Annotated in this window: 19 protein-coding genes; 10 read left to right on the plus strand and 9 right to left on the minus strand. The window is 31.2% G+C overall.

Going from position 1 to position 19280, the window contains the following annotated elements; translation table 11 throughout:
• The coding region (locus SVN78_02680) for a DsrE family protein (protein ID MDY6820511.1) at positions 1–440 on the plus strand (440 nt) is incomplete at its 5' end.
• 74 nt (positions 441–514) lie between these two features.
• Here SVN78_02680 and SVN78_02685 read toward each other — a convergent pair.
• The 3 genes from SVN78_02685 to pstS all read right to left on the minus strand — a co-directional run bounded on the left by SVN78_02685 (position 515) and on the right by pstS (position 3048).
• Complete coding sequence (locus SVN78_02685; protein MDY6820512.1) at positions 515–1051, minus strand: hypothetical protein; 537 nt, start codon at positions 1049–1051, stop codon at positions 515–517.
• Positions 1052–1068: 17 nt separating this feature from the next.
• Complete coding sequence (locus tag SVN78_02690; protein MDY6820513.1) at positions 1069–1920, minus strand: hypothetical protein; 852 nt, start codon at positions 1918–1920, stop codon at positions 1069–1071.
• 105 nt (positions 1921–2025) lie between these two features.
• Positions 2026–3048 carry a phosphate ABC transporter substrate-binding protein PstS gene (pstS, locus tag SVN78_02695; protein ID MDY6820514.1) on the minus strand — a complete coding sequence of 341 codons (1023 nt, stop codon included), beginning with the start codon at positions 3046–3048 and terminating at the stop codon, positions 2026–2028.
• Between the two features lie 218 nt (positions 3049–3266).
• On the opposite strand from pstS, the gene pstC reads away from it, so the two are divergent.
• Genes pstC through SVN78_02725 form a run of 6 tightly spaced genes read left to right on the plus strand, consistent with a single transcriptional unit; the run spans position 3267 to position 8371 of the window.
• A complete protein-coding gene (gene pstC / locus SVN78_02700; protein MDY6820515.1) occupies positions 3267–4208 on the plus strand; it encodes a phosphate ABC transporter permease subunit PstC in 942 nt (313 codons plus the stop codon).
• Positions 4205–5044, plus strand: coding sequence for a phosphate ABC transporter permease PstA (pstA, locus tag SVN78_02705; protein ID MDY6820516.1), 840 nt, complete (start codon positions 4205–4207; stop codon positions 5042–5044). The genes pstC and pstA overlap by 4 nt, the downstream gene beginning before the upstream one ends.
• 3 nt (positions 5045–5047) lie before the next feature.
• Positions 5048–5821: a phosphate ABC transporter ATP-binding protein PstB gene (pstB, locus tag SVN78_02710; GenBank protein ID MDY6820517.1), complete on the plus strand. Its 774-nt coding sequence runs from the start codon at positions 5048–5050 to the stop codon at positions 5819–5821.
• Between the two features lie 16 nt (positions 5822–5837).
• On the plus strand, positions 5838–6512 hold the full coding sequence (phoU, locus tag SVN78_02715; protein MDY6820518.1) for a phosphate signaling complex protein PhoU: 675 nt from the start codon (positions 5838–5840) through the stop codon (positions 6510–6512).
• On the plus strand, positions 6505–7176 hold the full coding sequence (locus SVN78_02720; protein ID MDY6820519.1) for a winged helix-turn-helix domain-containing protein: 672 nt from the start codon (positions 6505–6507) through the stop codon (positions 7174–7176). The genes phoU and SVN78_02720 overlap by 8 nt, the downstream gene beginning before the upstream one ends.
• The gene (locus tag SVN78_02725) at positions 7169–8371 is read left to right on the plus strand and encodes an ATP-binding protein (protein MDY6820520.1); all 1203 of its coding nucleotides are present in this window, start codon (positions 7169–7171) and stop codon (positions 8369–8371) included. Before SVN78_02720 ends, SVN78_02725 begins: the two co-directional genes overlap by 8 nt.
• Positions 8372–8395: 24 nt before the next feature.
• Here SVN78_02725 and SVN78_02730 read toward each other — a convergent pair whose 3' ends face one another.
• Positions 8396–8659, minus strand: coding sequence for a DUF167 domain-containing protein (locus SVN78_02730; protein ID MDY6820521.1), 264 nt, complete (start codon positions 8657–8659; stop codon positions 8396–8398).
• Between the two features lie 113 nt (positions 8660–8772).
• Here SVN78_02730 and recJ point away from each other — a divergent pair, with 113 nt between their 5' ends.
• The 3 genes from recJ to SVN78_02745 are packed head-to-tail and all read left to right on the plus strand — an operon-like array spanning position 8773 to position 14185.
• Entirely contained in the window at positions 8773–10545 is a 1773-nt protein-coding gene (recJ, locus tag SVN78_02735; GenBank protein MDY6820522.1) for a single-stranded-DNA-specific exonuclease RecJ, read from the plus strand.
• Position 10546: 1 nt separating this feature from the next.
• Positions 10547–12682, plus strand: a complete 2136-nt coding sequence (locus SVN78_02740; GenBank protein ID MDY6820523.1) for a bifunctional (p)ppGpp synthetase/guanosine-3',5'-bis(diphosphate) 3'-pyrophosphohydrolase — start codon at positions 10547–10549, stop codon at positions 12680–12682.
• Positions 12683–12688: 6 nt separating this feature from the next.
• The gene (locus tag SVN78_02745) at positions 12689–14185 is read left to right on the plus strand and encodes an amidase family protein (GenBank protein ID MDY6820524.1); all 1497 of its coding nucleotides are present in this window, start codon (positions 12689–12691) and stop codon (positions 14183–14185) included.
• Here the strand turns inward: SVN78_02745 and mce are convergent.
• From mce to SVN78_02770, 5 genes are all read right to left on the minus strand, one after another.
• Positions 14182–14574, minus strand: coding sequence for a methylmalonyl-CoA epimerase (gene mce / locus SVN78_02750; protein MDY6820525.1), 393 nt, complete (start codon positions 14572–14574; stop codon positions 14182–14184). The genes SVN78_02745 and mce overlap by 4 nt on opposite strands.
• A gap of 3 nt (positions 14575–14577) precedes the next feature.
• Positions 14578–16020 carry an Asp-tRNA(Asn)/Glu-tRNA(Gln) amidotransferase subunit GatB gene (gene gatB, locus SVN78_02755; protein ID MDY6820526.1) on the minus strand — a complete coding sequence of 481 codons (1443 nt, stop codon included), beginning with the start codon at positions 16018–16020 and terminating at the stop codon, positions 14578–14580.
• A gap of 15 nt (positions 16021–16035) precedes the next feature.
• On the minus strand, positions 16036–17493 hold the full coding sequence (gene gatA, locus SVN78_02760; protein ID MDY6820527.1) for an Asp-tRNA(Asn)/Glu-tRNA(Gln) amidotransferase subunit GatA: 1458 nt from the start codon (positions 17491–17493) through the stop codon (positions 16036–16038).
• A 1-nt stretch (position 17494) separates the two neighbouring features.
• Positions 17495–17788: an Asp-tRNA(Asn)/Glu-tRNA(Gln) amidotransferase subunit GatC gene (gene gatC / locus SVN78_02765; GenBank protein MDY6820528.1), complete on the minus strand. Its 294-nt coding sequence runs from the start codon at positions 17786–17788 to the stop codon at positions 17495–17497.
• 27 nt (positions 17789–17815) lie between these two features.
• Positions 17816–19280: 3'-5' exonuclease (locus SVN78_02770; GenBank protein ID MDY6820529.1), on the minus strand; the 1465-nt coding region annotated here is incomplete at its 5' end.

Below are 19280 nucleotides of genomic sequence, written 5' to 3' on the forward strand. Positions count from 1 at the left end.
TGAAAAAGAAACTAATTGTAATTTTACTATTAACCTTATTTTTTCAACCTTTCCTTTATAGCAAGGAAGAGGCAAGCAATACCAAAAAGGTGCTCATTATTCTAAATGACTACCCCTATGACGGCTCAGACAAATCATGGAATGCTTTAAGACTTGCAGAAAAACTAAATAGTGAAAAACACACTGTCAGAATCTTCTTAATAAATGATTCAATAGATTTAGCAAAGGATGCGACAAAGAAACCAGAAGGTTCACCCTATGATCTTGTAAAGATGCTTAAAGAACTTATCAAGGATGGTGTTAAAGTAAAGGCATGTGCCACTTGTATGAACAGGTGTGGGAAACATAAAAATGAACCCTATTTTACAAAAAATATTAAAGGTCATATGGTGGATCTTTCAAATTGGATTATCACATCTGATAAAGTAGTAAACTTCTAGTAGTTAATAAAAAAGAGGGCCTAAATTATCAAATTTAGGCCCTCAAGCATATTTTTATACTGCTTCTATTTGATCTACTCTTCTTCAAAAAGGCTTTCCATGCCGGGCATAGAAAATGTCCCATCAGGGTTTACAATATGGCAATGAGTACACTTGCCTCCATACATAATAACAAAGTGATTATTACCTTCCTCTAGTACTCTCCCCTCAGGATCTACTAAGTGACCCTTATGCACAAGGGTAAAAAAATCTTCAGCATAGCTGCCGTGTACTTCTTGCCCAGTGTGACATATAACACAAGCATCTGGATGGGTATAGAACTCATCTGGTAATGGCCAATGATCAAGAGCACCTAAATATGCTCTAAAACCAAATACTGACATTACACCTGTGGGTGTATGGCAGGTTAGACATATGTTTTCTGATGGATCAGACAACTCCATTTCATAAATCCTCCCATGACAACCCTCATCACAGCTTGTAGGTGGACCTGCCTGTTTTGATATTTTCTCATTTTCTACACCTATCCCCTTAATATCACTTTCTGTATAAGCTAATGTAGCTATAATTAAAAACACTGCAGATATTATAAATATGCTAATTTTTTTCATAATTCTCCTCCTCTAAATTAATGCGTATTAGAAACTATTGGAGCCATTAAATCCATTGCAATAGGCCTTAAGACTGGAAATGTATTAAATACAACATCTAACAATGGAAAACCCACCTGCATAATAAGTCTTGTAGCAAAAGCTGGCATCGATCCATTTGGTAATAAAGGTGTCACAACTGAATTAACTAAATCTAACATTGGAACTATTACATAATGACCCAAAGGTTCCGCAATTAGATCCAATGTCTCTGAATATTGCAAATTTTTTGAAGACAAATTTTCATTATATCCACTTTGAGTATTTATTATATCCTTAACCCTACCAAAGAAAGTTTGTACATCCTCATTTGCTAGAATCTCATTAGATATTGCCTCTAATTGTTCTTTTCCAAATAAACCCATTAAAATAGCCTCAGATAACTTATCAAGAGCACTGTTAACTTTTTCAACTTTATAGCCACTTTCTTCAGCCTCTTCTATAGCCTTGATGACTCCACTTTTCCCTATTTGCTCCCTAGCCGATAAACCTTTTAATATAAAAGAATTGACTGGCGCTTTGTCACCATCTACAAAAGAATTAGTAGTTGATTTTTCTACACTGTAACCATAAAGATTTGCAACACCATTAACTAAATCAAATGCCTTATCCCCTCCAAAAAGCACGATAGTCTTTGACTTATCCAAGGCCTCAGAAGTTATAAGTTTAAGAAGTTTCTTTGACCCCATATTTACCACACCCTCATCATAAACGGCCTTGTCGCCAATATTGATCTTATAGACTTCAGAGGGATTCCCAATAGCAGAATAAAGTGGGGTAACACATGTAAAGGCCAACAAAAGTGATAAAATAAAAATTACGCCTTTCATAGATAACCTCCTATTAATAATTATTTGTGTCATATATAATTATATTTTATAGATAAATAGTTGTCAAATAAATTTAATAAATTTATAAAATTTATTTATATATTATTAATCTATTAGATCGTATTTCTTCCAATATTTTCTAATCATCTCTTTAAGGTTATCAGGTAAAGGAACATAATCTAACTGCATAGCCAGTTTATCACCATTCTTAAAGGCCCAATCATAGAATTTTACAACATTTTTATTCATATCCTTTTTCTCACGTGGAAGAAGTATAAAAGATGCTCCTACTATAGGCCAACTATTCTCACCTTCAACATCAATTATATAGTTATAAAAATGCTTATTAATATCCCAACTAACTTTAGAAGCAGCTTCCTTAAAGCTTTCAAAGGATGGTTCAACAAAGTTGCCAGATTTATTCTTTAATCTAATATAATTTAAATTATTTTGAGTTACATATGCGTATTCCACGTAACCTATTGAATTATCTAGTCTTTTAATATAGTTTGCTACCCCTTCATTACCCTTGCCGCCTATGCCTGTTTTCCAATTTAATGCCTTGCCGCTACCTACCTCTTTTCTCCACTTATCACTAACTGCAGATAAATAACTTGAAAATATTGCTGTTGTACCTGAACCATCTGCTCTATGAACGACAGTAATTTCAGCATCAGGCAATTTTATACCCTTATTTAAGGAGGCAATCCTTTTATCATTCCACTTTTTAATATCACCAAGAAAAATACTAGCTAATAATTCGCCAGATAATTTAAGCTCCCCCTTTTCAATACCCTCAATATTTATAGCTGGAACAACACCACCTATTATAGCTGGAAATTGAAGCAATTTGTTTTCTTCTACTGCTTCTGGCTCCAAAGGCGCATCGCTTGCCCCAAAATCTACTGTTCTACTTGTAACTTGTCTAATACCACCACCTGAACCTATTGATTGATAATTAATCTTTATCTTATTCTCTTTGTAATATTTGTATGCCCACGTTTGATACACTGGATAGGGAAAACTTGCACCTGCGCCATTCAAGGATTTTTGAGCTGATAAACTCAAAGGAAATAACAAACCTATTAAGAAAAATGTTGTTAGTGCGTTGCAAAATAATTTTTTCATTTCAAACCTCCTGTTATATAATTTATTATCCAAATTATATTTTATATAGCACAAAATCGACACTAAAATTGTCAAATAAATGTAAATTTAATTAATATTGAACTTGTTAATATTTACAAAATCATAATATAAATATAATATCTTTGCAAATATCCTTAAGATTTTACAAGTATTTTACAATATATGTTTTTTACAATGATAAAGTACAGCTTAATCTTATGAAGGGATTTAAAAGAGATATTTACCAAAAGTTTGCAGACAATCTATTTAGGTCAATTACCTTTTTGGCATCTACTATAATACTCATAATAATAATATCTATATTTATATCCCTCATAATTGATGCATATCCAGCGATAAAAGAATTTGGTTTCTTTGGTTTTATCTTCTCCACAGCTTGGGATCCAATTAAAGAGGTCTTTGGAGCCGCTACAACAATATATGGTACACTAATTACCACATTATTATCACTTCTTTTTGCTATACCTGTATCTATTGGAATAGCTATATTTATAACAGAACTTTGTCCAAATTTTTTAAAACCCACTTTTTCAACAACTATAGAACTACTTGCAGCAATACCAAGCATCATCTATGGGATGTGGGGCTTATTCACCCTTGCACCAATTATGGGTGAATATATAGAGCCCTTTTTACAAAATATTACAAAGAATATACCCATAATAAATAAATTATTTGAAGGACCAACTAGAGGAATAGATATCTTTACCTCAGGTGTGATACTCTCTATAATGATAACCCCTTTTATAACAAGCATTGTTAGGGACACCTTTGAGTTAACACCAAGACAACTCAAAGAATCAGCCTATGGTATAGGTGCCACTAAGTGGGAAGTAATAAAGGATGTAGTTATACCTTATTGTAGACTAGGTATTTATGGCAGCATTATTATTGCAATGGGAAGAGCACTAGGTGAAACAATGGCTGTTGCATTCGTCTTGGGTAATAAACATGAAATTGCTACATCTCTTTTTGACGCTTCTGCTACAATAACTGTAACCCTTGCAAATGAATTTACTGAAGCCGACAGTGAGCTATACCTCTCATCCCTTTTCTATCTCGCATTAATACTTTTTACAATGAATTTTGTTATGCTTGCAATTGCTAAGTTTCTTCTCATAAGTAGAATGAAAAAATGAATTATAGAAAAAAAAGATATCTCATAAATTATATTTCTTTGTTTTTATCCTTTCTAGCAGCATTGTTAGGTTTATTCTGGCTTGTTTTTATACTATTTAATGTTTTATACAATGGTTTCTCATACCTAGCACCAAATATTTTTACTGAAGAATATGCTCCTATCTTAATGGGTGGCGGAGGATTAAAACATGCCCTTATTGGCCAACTAATTATCACAATAATTGCAGTTTTAATAGGTGTGCCCATAGGAATTTTAGGTGGCACTTATATAGCTGAATACGGAAGAAATAATAAAATTGCAAATTTTACAAGCACCATTTCAGATATAATGATAAGCGTCCCATCTATTGTAATTGGAACCTTTGTCTATGCCCTACTTGTAAGACCTTTTGGTTCTTTTAATGGTTTAAGTGGAGGCATTGCCCTTGCAATTATAATGATACCTGTGGTACTAAGAACCACAGAAGATATGATGCGACTTGTACCGTGGCAATTGAGAGAAGCAGCCTTTGCCCTTGGAGCACCCTATTATAAGGTTATTATGAATGTTGTCTATAAAAGTGCTATAACAGGCATTTTTACTGGTATACTACTGGCAATTGCACGTGTAGCTGGTGAAACAGCCCCCCTATTATTTACATCCTTCAACAACGCTTACACCACTTATAAACTAACAGAACCAATGCCTTCCCTAACAGTAACTATATATCAATATGCAACAAGCCCCTACGAAAGCTGGCATAAAATAGCATGGGCAGGTTCATTAATTATTACCCTATTTATACTATTAATAACAATAATTGGAAGATTTATTATCAAATGGAGGTATAAATAATAGATGTCCGTTATTAGTGAACAGAGTAAAATCTTAAAAATACAAAATCTAAGCTTTTATTATAATAACAATATAGAGGCTTTAAAAGATATTAATATGGAGATAGAAAAAAACAAAGTAACAGCCCTAATTGGACCTTCTGGGTGCGGTAAAACTACTCTTCTTAGGTGTATAAATAGAATGCATGATCTTTATCCAGGCAATAAATATGAAGGCAAAATTATATATAATAATCTAAATTTGTTAGAATTAGAGGATATAACAAGTCTAAGAAGCCAAATTGGAATGGTTTTTCAATCTCCAACAGCCTTCCCTATGTCAGTATTTGATAATATAGCATATGGTTTAAAATTGAAGGGAATAAAAAATAAAAAAGTATTAAAACAAAGAGTTGAAAAAGCATTAAAGGATGCTGCATTATTTGACGAGGTTAAAGACAAATTAAATAGTAGAGCCACTGAACTGTCAGGGGGACAACAACAGAGGCTTTGTATTGCTAGAGCTTTAGCAGTAGAACCTGAAATTATACTATTTGACGAGCCAACAAGTGCATTAGATCCTATATCAACTGGAAAGATTGAGGATTTAATTTATACGTTAAAGAAAAATATTACAATAGTAATAGTAACACATAATATGCAACAAGCAGCACGTATATCAGACTACACAGCTTTTATGTATCTAGGTAAACTTGTAGAATATGATAAAACTGATATAATATTTACAAGACCAAAAGAAAAAGAGACAGAGAATTATATAACAGGAAAATTTGGTTAAAAAGGCAGGTTAATATATGAAAATTTATTTCGAAGAGGAATATGTTAAAATAAAATCATATCTAGCTAAGATGACTAATATAACAACAGAAATGCTTGAAAATGCTATTACGGCTCTTGTAAATATAGATTCTGATCTAGCAAAAAATACTATTAAATTGGACAATAAAGTAGATTATCTTGAAAATAAAATAGACAGTATATGCATAAAAGTACTGGCATTATATGAACCAAAAGCGATTGACCTTAGATTTGTTATAACAACACTTAGAATAATAGTAGATATTGAAAGGATAGCAGATCACTGTGTTGGCATTGCGAGAGAAACGTTAAACTTAATCAAATACCCTCCACTTAAACCTTACATTGATTTGCCACTAATGGGTGAACAGGCGGGATATATGTTAAAAGAAGCAATAGATGCATTTTTTTCATATGATGATGAAAATGCAATTAATATAATAAAACAAGATAAAAAAATTGATGATCTATATGTACAAGTTGTAAGGGAACTTCTTACCTATGTAACTAATGACGCAACTACAATATCCCAAATCCTCTCTCTTATGTTTATCGGAAAGAGTTTAGAAAGAATTGGTGATTATACTAAAAACGTATGTGAACAAGTATATTTTATGTCTACTGGTAAAATGATTAGACATAGATTAAAATCGAGGAAAGATAATGAATAGTAGTATACTTATAATAGAAGATGAGGATGAATTAAGAGAGATAATAAAATTTAATTTAGAGAAAGAAAACTTTAATGTATATGATTCAGGAAATGCAAATGACGCACTAATAATGCTAGATGAATTGTCCCCCGATCTTATCCTTCTTGACTTAATGTTACCTGGACTTAAGGGAGAACAATTTTTAAATATCCTCAAAAAGAATGAAAAATATAAAAATATATTGGTGATCGTAATATCCGCAAAGGATAAGGAGGATGATATTGTCAAATGCTTAGAAAGTGGAGCAGATGATTATTTGGTAAAACCCTTTAGCATAAGAGTTTTGATAACTAAGGTAAAAAAACTCTTGGAAAAATCCTTTGATATAAAAGAGGATATTAAAGAATATAAGGACATTAAAATCGATGAATCTAATTACAAAATCTACGTAGATGGAAAGCCTTTGGAGTTAACCCATAAAGAATACTCACTACTTTGCTTCTTAGTTAAACATCCGAAAAAAGTGTTCACTAGAAATCAATTGCTCTCTAATGTTTGGGGTTATTCAAGTGATGTATATACAAGAACCGTTGATTCACATATATCTTCTCTTAGAAAAAAGTTAAAAGATAAAGGATCCTATATAAAGTCAATTCAGAAAATTGGCTATAAATTTGAATAATCTAATACTATTTTCAATTATTTTTTTATTAGTTATCTATATTTTCTATATAAATTATTCAATTAGTAAAATAATTAAAATAATTAAAAAACTAAAAAAGAAAGACGTTTACATAAAATGGCCAAATTTCAAATCTAAATCACTAAATTATATTATTGATTTCTTAATTGATACTAGAGAAAATCTAATAACAAGAGAAAAAGAATTAACACTCCACTTAAATCTTATTAAAAATATTTTAGAATTGTTAGATGAAGGCGTTATCTTAATTGACAAGAATGGCTATGTAATACATTTTAACAACTGGGCAAAAAAAAATCTAAATCTCTCTATTGAAGCTAAGAAACATCTACTTTATACAACAAACAATGCTAAATTATTAGATCTTTTTTCTAATATTCTAGAAAATAAAGAAAATATTTATAATACTGAATATTATAATAATGATAGAGTCTTAACAATTCTTTGCAAAACCTTTGATGAATATAGGCTAATAATATTTCTTGACGTTACAGAGCGTACAATGTACGGACAGTATAAATATGAGCTAACAGCAAATCTAACACATGAACTAAAAACGCCTGTTTCATTAATTATGAATTACGCAGAAACATTATTAATAAATCCAGATATAGATAAAAATACCCAAATAAAATTTTTAAACTCAATCTACCGGGGCTCTGAGAGATTGAATAAACTAATAAATGATATTGTTCAGCTTTATAAAATTGAATCATTAGAGAAAAATATTGAATATATAAAAGTTGAAAATTTAGATATTATTGATGTCATAAATGAATTAAAAGATTATTATGCTCATACAGATAGAGAGATCACTTTCAATAATAATGTGAAATATTGTAAGATTGGGAGAGAACATCTATTAAGTATCCTTACAAATCTTATAGACAATGCAATCAAATATACAGATAAAGAGATACGAATAGATTTAGATAAAAAAGAAAATACCCTTATAATAGCTGTAAGTGATAGAGGTCCAAAAATAGCTGATAAAGAAAAAAATAGAATTTTTGAGAGGTTTTATACAAATTCCCGCACGCGCAATATTGAAAACAAAGGAACTGGGCTTGGCTTATCAATTGTAAAACATATTGCAAAACTTTATTCAGGCAAAGTATACCTTAAGACAAATAGTAAAGGTGGCAATACCTTTGTTATTGAATTAAACGTATAGCTCATTACTATTAATATATAATTATTATTCTCCTTTTACTTTTTCTAATATTTCAGTAAAAGTAAAGTTATTCTTAACCTCAATTTTTTTATGTTTAGATTTTAACCCTTTAACAATTTCTAAACTACTCTTTGCTACACCCAATTTTGAGCTTAAATACTTCAACAATTCTCTATTAGCTGCCCCACCTACAGGTCTAGCTTTTAATTTAATTACAAATAGATCCTCTATAACTTCAACAAACTCGTTATCTCTAGCATTTGTCTTAACATAAACATTAATAATCATAATCAATAGATTAATATTACATCAAAAACACCTGACAAGACAATATTTTTAGATCATTGAAATAAATTAATAAAATTTTATATTATTATAAAGATTTAAAATTTTTTAAAATTATGGAACATATAGATTCAATAAAAAGGCTAGAAAAAGGATATAAATACTATTGGTATTACAACGAAGTTGATATTACCCCTCTGCTTTCAATTGGATATAAACTTAGGATCCCCTTAAAAATACTAGAAATTCTAATAAAAAGGGGCATTAAAAATAAAGAAGACCTAGTTATTTTTATTGAATCGCCTCTAAATAAATTTCTAAATCCTTTTGATCTAAAAGGTGTCGATAAAGCTGTAGAAAAAATATATAACGCCCTTAAGGAAAAACAAAAAATTTGCATTTACGGTGATTATGATGTTGATGGTATAACTGCAACATCAGTGCTTTACCTTTTCCTAAAAGAAGTTGGTGCAAATGTTACTTATTATATACCTAACAGTTTACGTGAAGGATATTCACTCAATAAAAATGCAATAAAAATTTTAGCAAAACAAAATGTTGATTTACTAATAACAGTTGATTGCGGAATAAATTCATACGAAGAAATTCTTATAGCTAACTCGGTGGGTATAGATGTTATAGTTACAGATCATCATAAACCAAATGAGCATATGTCCTATTCTAACATTACTATTATAAACCCCTATAGATATGATGAGACATATCCCTTTAAAGGATTATCAGGTGTTGGAGTTATATTTAAAATTATATTAGCTCTACAATATTTTCTTGATAAAAAAGGATATTTTAATAAAAATATTAAAAGACCAAAGTTAATAAACTATTTAGATCTCGTGAGTTTAGGAACTATTGGTGATGTCTCACCGCTAGTAAGTGAAAATAGGATAATTGTAAAGCATGGACTGCAACTTTTAAGTAATAATTTTGCTAGAACAGGTATTCAAGAATTAAAAAAGGCAATTGGCTTATATCATAATAATATTAACGTGTCCCACGTAAGCTATATGATAAATCCGCGCATTAATGCAGCTGCAAGAGCAGGAGACAGTGATTATAGTGTTAGGCTTTTAACCACAAAAAATATTAATGAGGCGAAAAAATTAGTAACTCACTTAAATGAAGCAAATAAAAAAAGACAGTATACTGAGAAACAAACACTTAATGATTCGCTAAAAAAAATAGATAAATATAATCTATTAGAAAAAGATAGTGCCTTAATATTATATTCACACAATTGGGATCCAGCAATCATAGGTGTAATTGCATCAAAAATACTAGAATATTTTAATAGGCCAACAGTGGTTGTTGCATTTAATAACAACATAGGAAAGGGTTCTGCAAGAAGCAGTAAATCATTCAACCTATATAAGAGTATAGAATCCTTATCAAAATTTTTATATGAATACGGAGGCCATAGAAATGCTGTAGGCTTAAAAATAGATTATAAATATATCAAAGAGTTTGGCGTTGCATTTAATGATTATGTTGAAAAAAATCTAACTGGTAAATATGCAACATCTGAAATAACTATTGATGCAATTATAGAACCCGATGATTTAACGGGAGAATTTATAGAATGGCTAGAAAAACTTGAACCCTATGGCGAAGGAAACCCAAAGCCTATACTACTCATGAAGGATGTAAACTTTATCCCACCAGTAAAGTTTACAGGCAAAAATAATGATACCTTAAGGGGTTTTATAGAGAAAAATAATAAAGTTATTGAGGTTGTTGGTTATAAAATGAATAATGCAAAAAAAGAAATTAAAAATTTAAAAAATCTTGATATTATATTCACTATAGAAAGAACTCAGTGGGCAAATGATGAAATATTGATTAAACTTATCGATATAAAAAAAGCACATTAATATGAAAGAACAAATTGTTAGAATAATGGATATCCACAATATCCTAAGCAATAATAAAGAGATGTACGATCAAGACAAGTTATTTAGTGCCTATATATTTGCAGCGACAAAACATAGAGGGCAATTAAGGAAAAGTGGGGCACCATACTTGTCACACCCCTTATCTGTTTCAAAGATATTAGCAGATATGAATATGGATTTAGATACAGTAATAGCAGGTCTACTCCATGATACGCTGGAAGATACTGACACAACTTATGAGGAGCTAGAAAAACGGTTCGGAAAAGACGTGGCTTTCTTAGTAGATGGTGTAAGCAAAATTAGCAAAATAAGATTTATGTCAAATGAAGAAAAGCAGGCAGAAAACTTCCGTAAAATGTTAGTATCTGTTTCTAAAGATGTTAGAGTAATTCTTATTAAATTAGCCGATCGATTACACAATATGAGAACAATCGAATATTTACCACCTGAAAAAGCCAAAAGAATTTCGAAAGAAACATTAGAAATATATGCCCCTTTAGCTCATAGATTAGGTATAGCATGGATAAAATGGGAGCTAGAGGATCTGTGTTTCAGAACTTTGCAACCAGACAAATATTATGAGATATACAATAAGGTTAAACTAAAAAGAAGCGAGAGAGAAAAATACCTACAAAAGGTAAAAAAAATCGTAGAGAAGGAATTACAAAAAAACAATATAACAGACTTTGAGCTCTCAGGAAGACCAAAGCATTTTTATAGCATATATCACAAAATGATAACAAAAAAAGCATCCTTCGATGATATATACGACCTAATAGCCATAAGAATATTAGTTAACAAAGTATCAGAATGTTATGCTGTCTTGGGGATTATCCATAATTTATGGAAGCCAATCCCAGGAAGGTTCAAAGACTTTATTGCTATGCCCAAAGCAAATATGTACCAATCATTACACACAACGGTAATTGGTCCTGATGGGCTAAGGGTTGAATTTCAAATTAGGACATATTTTATGCACAGCATTGCAGAAGAAGGTATTGCAGCACACTGGATATATAAGGAGGGCAAAAATAAATTAACAGAAGATGACAAAGCATTTATATGGTTAAGACAACTTCTTAATCAAAAGGAGTTAAAAAACCCAACAGACCTAATAGAGGCATTGAAGGAAGATATATTACCTACTCAAATTTATGTTTTCACGCCAAAGGGGGATATTATTGAACTTCCTGTTGGCTCTACACCAATTGATTTTGCATACGCGATACACACTGAAATTGGCCATAGGTGTACGGGTGCTAAAGTTAACGGGAGGATTATGTCCATTAAATATCGTTTAAAAAATGGTGAAAAAGTAGAAATTTTAACTTCTAATAGAGGAGAGCCAAAAAGGGATTGGTTAAATTTCACAAAGACAAGTAGAGCAAAAATCCGAATCCGCAGCTATTTAAGAAAAAAAGAACAAGACAAAGCAATCGCCTATGGAGGCTATCTCTTAGAAAAAGAGTTTGAAAATCACTCTATTGATTTTAAGGATATATTAAATGATAAAGAAAAAACTAATCTAATATTAAAAAAATTCTCTCTTAATAACATTGATGATTTATATACAAGCCTTGGATTTAAAAGAATTTCTCCAAAACAAGTGCTCCATCTTTTTGTTAAAGAAGATAGTCCTGTAAAAGTACAAACCCTTGAACCAAAAAAGAGAAAAACAGGTCCTTTTATTATTGATAACATTGATAATATGCTTGTTCAAATTGCTAGATGTTGTAATCCTGTCTTTGGAGACAAAATAAAGGGTTATATTACAAATACAAGGGGCATAGTGATTCATAAAGAAAACTGCAAAAATCTAAAATTACCAACAGTAAATAGTGATAAATTAATAGATGTTAAGTGGGATGAATCTGTAAAATTTAAAACTTCTGTCACTATATCTATTGTAGGGGAAGACAGAAAAGGTTTATTGAATGATGTAACTGCTGTCTTAAAAGATTTAAATATAAATATACTAGAGTTATCAGCAAAGAATATAAATTTTAACATTGCCACACAAAAGATTAAAATTGAAGTTAATGACAGAAATGAATTAAATTATGTCTTAACCAAACTTCAGGAACTTAAGGGTATCCATAAAGTACGTTTAGATTAGGTAAATGTGACAGTAAAAGAAGTTTTAAAATCATTTAATGCACTAACACTGGCTAGTTTAATTAGAAAAGGTGAGATAAGCAGTGAAGAACTATGCCTAGCATCAATATCACTTATAGAGAGTATAAACCCAAATATTAATGCTGTTATTACAAAAACTTTTGAAAGAGCTATAGAGGATTCTAAAAAAGCAAAAAAAGGGATTTTTGCAGGAGTCCCCTTTCTTGTTAAAGATCTCTTATGTTATGAAAAGGGTGTTTATTATGCTATGGGCTGTAAAGCACTAAAAAATTATAAACCAGATCATGATAGCGAACTACTAAAGCGATATAAAGATACGGGCCTTATCATTTTAGGAAGAACAAATGTCCCAGAATTTGGACTACTTGCAACAACTGAGCCTAAAGCATTTGGCCCCACCCGTAATCCCTTTGGCTTAGAATATTCTGCTGGTGGTTCTTCTGGGGGTTCAGCAGCAGCTGTTGCTGCTGGTATCGTTCCAATGGCTTCGGGCAACGATGGGGGTGGCTCAATTAGAATACCTGCCTCAAATTGTAACCTCTTTGGGCTAAAACCTTCTAGAGGAAGAAATCCCACAGGACCCCTTGGTGGGGAATACTGGTTGGGAGCTGTAACCCAACATGTACTTACAAAAAGCGTTGCTGATTCTGCTTATATGCTAGATGCAACATCTTACCCAGAAGCTGGTGCTCCTTTTATCATCGATAGAAGTTATGCTCCCTTTCATAAAAGTTTGGAAAGATTACCAAAAAAACTAAAGATTGCATATACAACAAAGACAATAATAGATAGTGATATTGCATATGAAAATAAACAATCAATTATAAAGATGTGTAATATTCTTGAAAAAATGGGGCATAAAACAGTAAATACATTTCCAAAAATAAATGGAGTGGAACTATCTAAAGCATTTTTTAAGGTATTTTTTGCTTATTTGCCAGTAAATATTTTTGATGTAGAGAAATTAATAAAAAGAAGAGTAAAAAGAGATGATGTTGAATTATTGAGCTGGTTTACCGCTAAAATAGGAGAAAACATAAAGGCAAAGGATATACTTTTAGCTAAAAGAGAATGGGAATTAACATCTAGAACATTTGGTGAATTCTTTAAAGACTATGACCTTATTTTAACACCAACCTTGGCTTACCCACCACCAAAACTAGGAACACTTATACCTGATAAAAAACAAGAGGCACTGCTTAATATTATTGATAGACTAAAATTAATAAAAATATTAAATAAAACACCCTATATTCTAAATAAATCACTTGATGCGCTGAGATATACTCCTTTTACTTTCTTAGCAAATGTTACAGGCTTGCCTGCTGCATCTATTCCAACAGATTTTACAAAAGAAGGTTTGCCCATTGGGACACAATTTATAGCCCCCTTTGGCAGAGAAGATTTGTTATTCTCCTTATCAGCAGTATTAGAAAAAGAATTAGATTGGGCTAAAGAAGGAGAAAAACACCTAAAAATTTAAGAGATAAGTTCTATTAAAGTATGATTTGTACTTTTAGGGTGTATAAATATAACCTTTTTATTGCCGGCACCAATAACTGGCTTATCAAAGGTAAAGGTATAACCACTTTCCCTTAATAAGTTAATTGCCTTTTCAATATTATCCACCTCAAAAGCAATATGATGCAAGCCTTCTCCATTTTTCTCTATAAATTTATAGATAGGGCTTGCTTCATTTAAAGGTTCCAACAACTCAATATTTGTATTACCAGCCTTTATATGTAAGGTTTTGACTTGTTGGTTTTCAACAACCTCTTCATTTTCAATTGTCATATTTAAAAGTTTATATACCCTTGAGGCTTCATCTATATTTTTTACTGCGATACCTATGTGATCAACCTGTTTAAACATAACTTACTCACTTAATTTTTTTTGTAATATTTTATTAACTAATTTTGGATTAGCCTTCCCTCTTGTCTTCTTCATAATCTGTCCAATAAAAAAAGAAAGCAATTTACTCTCTCCATTCTTAAATCTCTCTACCTCTTTGGGGCTTTCCTCCAAAACTTCATCAACAAATTTTACAACGGTATCCTCATCGCTAATTTGTTTCATCCCACTTTCTCTTACAATATCTTCAGGGTCTTTACCTGTCTCTACAACCTGTCTAAATATATCTTTAGCAATTTTCCCACTTATAACGCCTTTATCTATTAATTTGATAATCTTAGCAAATTTTGAAGAATCTATATTTAATTCACTTAATCTGCAGTTCTTCTCATTAACAAACCTTAATAGTTCAGACATCATTAAATTACTAATTTCCTTTGGCTTATTATAATAGCTGACAGTAGCCTCAAAAAACTCTGCATACTCCTTCTCAGAAGTTAAAACCTCAGCATCATATTGAGGTAAATTGTATTCCTCTGTCAGTTTTTTGAACTTTTCATCAGGTAATTCACCAATCTTTTCCCTTAAACTATTTACCTGCTCAGAATCAATATTCAGAGATACTAAGTCTGGTTCTGGAAAATATCTATAATCGTTTTCCTCTTCCTTTGTTCTCATAGTAATAGTTTTGCCGAGAGCTGGATTCCATAATCTTGTTTCTTGCAATACTTCCTTATTTTCCTCTAATAGAGAAGTCTGCCTTTTAACCTCATATTCTAAAGCTTTTTGTACATTTTTAAAGGAATTCATATTTTTTATTTCACTTTTAACACCAAATTTCTTTTCACCATACTTTCTCAAAGAAATATTTGCATCACACCTAAGAGAGCCTTCTTCCATATTGCATTCTGAAACCCCAATATAACGAAGGATACTCCTTAATTTTTGCATATACAATCTTGCCTCTAATGGAGATCTCATATCTGGTTCACTAACAATCTCTATTAATGGAATCCCAGCCCTATTAAAGTCAACATAGGATGCAGATGAATCTCCAAGGTTTTCACCATGTATTAATTTCCCAGCATCTTCTTCAACATGAACCCTTGTTATACCAATCTTCTTTTCACTTCCATCCTCTAGATGTATATATAGAAACCCCTTTTTACAAAGTGGCAATTCATATTGTGAGATTTGATAACCCTTAGGTAGATCAGGATAAAAATAATTTTTCCTTGCAAATACGGAATGTTCAGATATATGACAATTTAAAGCAAGTCCAGCCATTATGGCATACTCTATAGCCCTTTTGTTTAAAACGGGGAGCACCCCAGGCATGCCCAAGCATATAGGACAGGTCTGCAAATTTGCAGATTTACCAAATTCTGCTTTACAACTACAAAAAAGCTTACTCCTAGTTGCTAGATGGACATGTACTTCCAAACCTATAATAACTTCAAATTCCATCATTTACCCTCTTATTTATATATTAGGTATTCTTCTATGGAAATCTGTATGTGATTGATAAACATTTGCAATTCTTAATAATTTAGTCTCGTTAAAATAATTGCCCATAAATTGTAAACCTATGGGGAGATTACTGCTGTCAAAACCGCAGGGAATTGATATACCACAACCACCGAAAAGATTAAGGGTGTTTGTAAAAATATCACATTGATACATCTCTAATGGATCAACTAATTTTTCACCCAATTTAAAAGCAGTAAAAGGAGAGGTTGGGGTCATTAAAATATCAACATCCTCAAAGGCTTTCGCAAAATCTTTTCTAATAAGAGTTCTCACCTTTTGTGCTTTTAGATAATAAGCATCATAATAACCCGCACTTAAAACATATGTACCAAGCATAATGCGCCTTTTAACCTCATCACCAAACCCTTCACTTCGCGTTTTAATATACATATCTTGCAAAGAATCACCATTACTTCTATAGCCGTATTTAACGCCGTCATATCTAGCTAAATTACTTGAGGCTTCTGCTGTTGCTATAATATAATAAGCTGGTATTGCATAATCAATATAAGGCATTGATATATCTTTAAATTGAATGCCTAAGCCCTCTAATAATTTTCTTGAATCATCAATTGCCTTCTCTACATCTTTATTTTTAATATAGCTATAATACTCTTTAGGCAAACCTATCTTCATTCCCTTAACATCTCTATCAAGTGTTAAAGTATAATCATAAGGATCAATGGCTGCACTTGTTGAATCAAGCGGATCATGACCACTTAATATTGACAACAAAATAGAGGCATCAAAGACACTAGTAGTAAGTGGGCCAATTTGATCTAAACTAGATGCAAATGCTACCAAACCATAACGGGATATAGCACCATAGGTTGGCTTAAAACCAACAATTCCACAAAAAGAAGCGGGCAACCTTATAGACCCTCCAGTATCAGAGCCAATTGATACTGGCGTAAGTCTTGCAGCTGTAGCTGCAGCAGAGCCGCCAGAAGATCCACCAGGTACTCTTGAGAGATCCCACGGATTTTTAGTATTTTTATAATAAGAATTCTCACAGGAAGAACCCATTGCAAATTCATCTAAATTTAACTTTCCGAGGATGATAAAACCTTCTTTTTTCAATTTCTTTACAACAGTTGCATTAAAAGGAGATATATAATTTTCTAAAATTTTCGAACCACATGTTGTAGGCATATCATCAGTAACAATATTATCCTTTATTGCAATTGGTATTCCAGCAAAATTCGGAAAACCTTCTTTTTTGCGCCTTATATTATCATATTGTCTTGCCTCAATCAAAGCATTATCATTTATAGTAATAAAAGACTGCAATTTCTCATCTATACTCTTTATCCTATCTAAATAAAATTGAACTAACTCTTCACAGGAGATATCTTTTTTATCTAATGCCTCTTTTATATCAATTAAATTAGCTTTAAGTAAATCTAGCATATTACCCCTCTATTATCCTTGGAACCTTAAAATGATCCTTCTCATATTGTGGTGCATTCTTAAAAACCTCCTCTTTGTCTAAAGAGGGTTGAGCAAAATCTTCCCTAAAAACATTTTTAATTTCAAGTACATGAGAAGTCGGTTCAATATTATCTGTATTTATTTCTGATAGTTTTTCCACATAATTAACAATATCATTAAATTCTTCAGTAAATCTATCTAATTTTTCATCATCAATTGATAGATATGCTAATCTTGCAACATGTAAAACACTTTCTTTTGTAAGCTCTGCCATTTAAACCTCCCTATTTAAGACTACATTTTAAAGAGTATTTATATATTTGGCAATAATTGTTTTTGTGCCAGCCTCCTTAAACATAATTCTAAGTTTAGCTGTCTCTCCTTCCCCTTTCTTTTCTATAATCACCCCTTTACCAAAATTTTTATGAACTATTAAATCTCCCCGTCTAAACATATCTTTACTTTTAAAACTCTTAGAGTTTACAGATAACTCTTTAAGAAATGGTGAAGGCTCATTTTTTACAATATTACCATATAACATCCTATTTTTTGCCCATGTCAAAAAGAGCCTATCCTTTGCTCTCGTAACAGCAACATAACAGAGCCTCCTCTCTTCTTCTAAGCTTTCACTACTATCATAAGCCCTATAAAGTGGAAACAGGCCCTCTTCTAAACCAACAACAAATAGGCTAGAAAATTCTAACCCTTTAGCTGAATGTACAGTTAGTAGATTTACAGCATCATGATTCTCTACATCACTTGATGTAATAAGGGAAATACTAGCCAAAAAATCTGATAGGGTAGACTCCTCGTTATTTTCGGAAAATTTTATTGCAGCATTAATTAATTCATATATGTTATATATTCTTTTATTGGCTACATTGTCTTCCTCAAAACTTTTTAGATAATTCTCATAATCCCTCTTTTTTAAAACTAAATTTATAATACTAGCGATATCCGGCATATTTTTAATCTCTTCCATTAATTCCAAAAAGCTATAAAGTGCATTTTTCTGTCTACCACTTAGACTAGGTGTTAATATCTTAATTGAGGTTAATAAGTCACAGCTATTCTCAATAGAGATTTCAATAATTTTTTTTAAGGTTTTTTCACCAATACCACTAGGTGGATTTTTCAAAGCCCTCATTAAAGACTCACTATCAAAGGGATTGTCAAAAATTTTCATATATGCAAGTATATCTTTTATCTCTTTTCTACTATAAAAAGAAAGGTTACCTATCACCCTATAGGGGATACCTGCATTTGTTAGATATGTTTCAAAGATTCTAGATTGAGCATTTGTCCTATAAAGAATTGCAATTTCATTTGGGTTAAGACCTTCATCTATTAAGTGCCTTATCTTTTTTACAACAAAATGTGCTTCTTCTTCATCACTTTCAAGATTTTTTATTTCTACAAACCCTTTATAATCCTTTGCTGCAATCAAATTTTTTCCTTTTCTAAACCTATTATTTGATATTAATTTGTTTGAAATATCTAATATATTTTGAGTGCTTCTATAATTTTTAGTTAATTTTATCGTGCAGGCATTTTTAAAATATTTTTCAAATTCCAATATATTCTTTATTTCAGCTCCCCTCCACGAATAGATTGACTGGTCATCATCCCCAACTACACATATATTAGAACCCTCTGACAAATATTTAACAAAATAAAATTGTAATAAATTTGTATCTTGGTACTCATCAACTAATATATATCTAAATAATTTTCTATAATATGACAAAACAGACTCTTGTTCTTCA

The sequence above is a fragment of the Deferribacterota bacterium genome (assembly GCA_034189185.1).
Classification (GTDB): domain Bacteria; phylum Chrysiogenota; class Deferribacteres; order Deferribacterales; family UBA228; genus UBA228.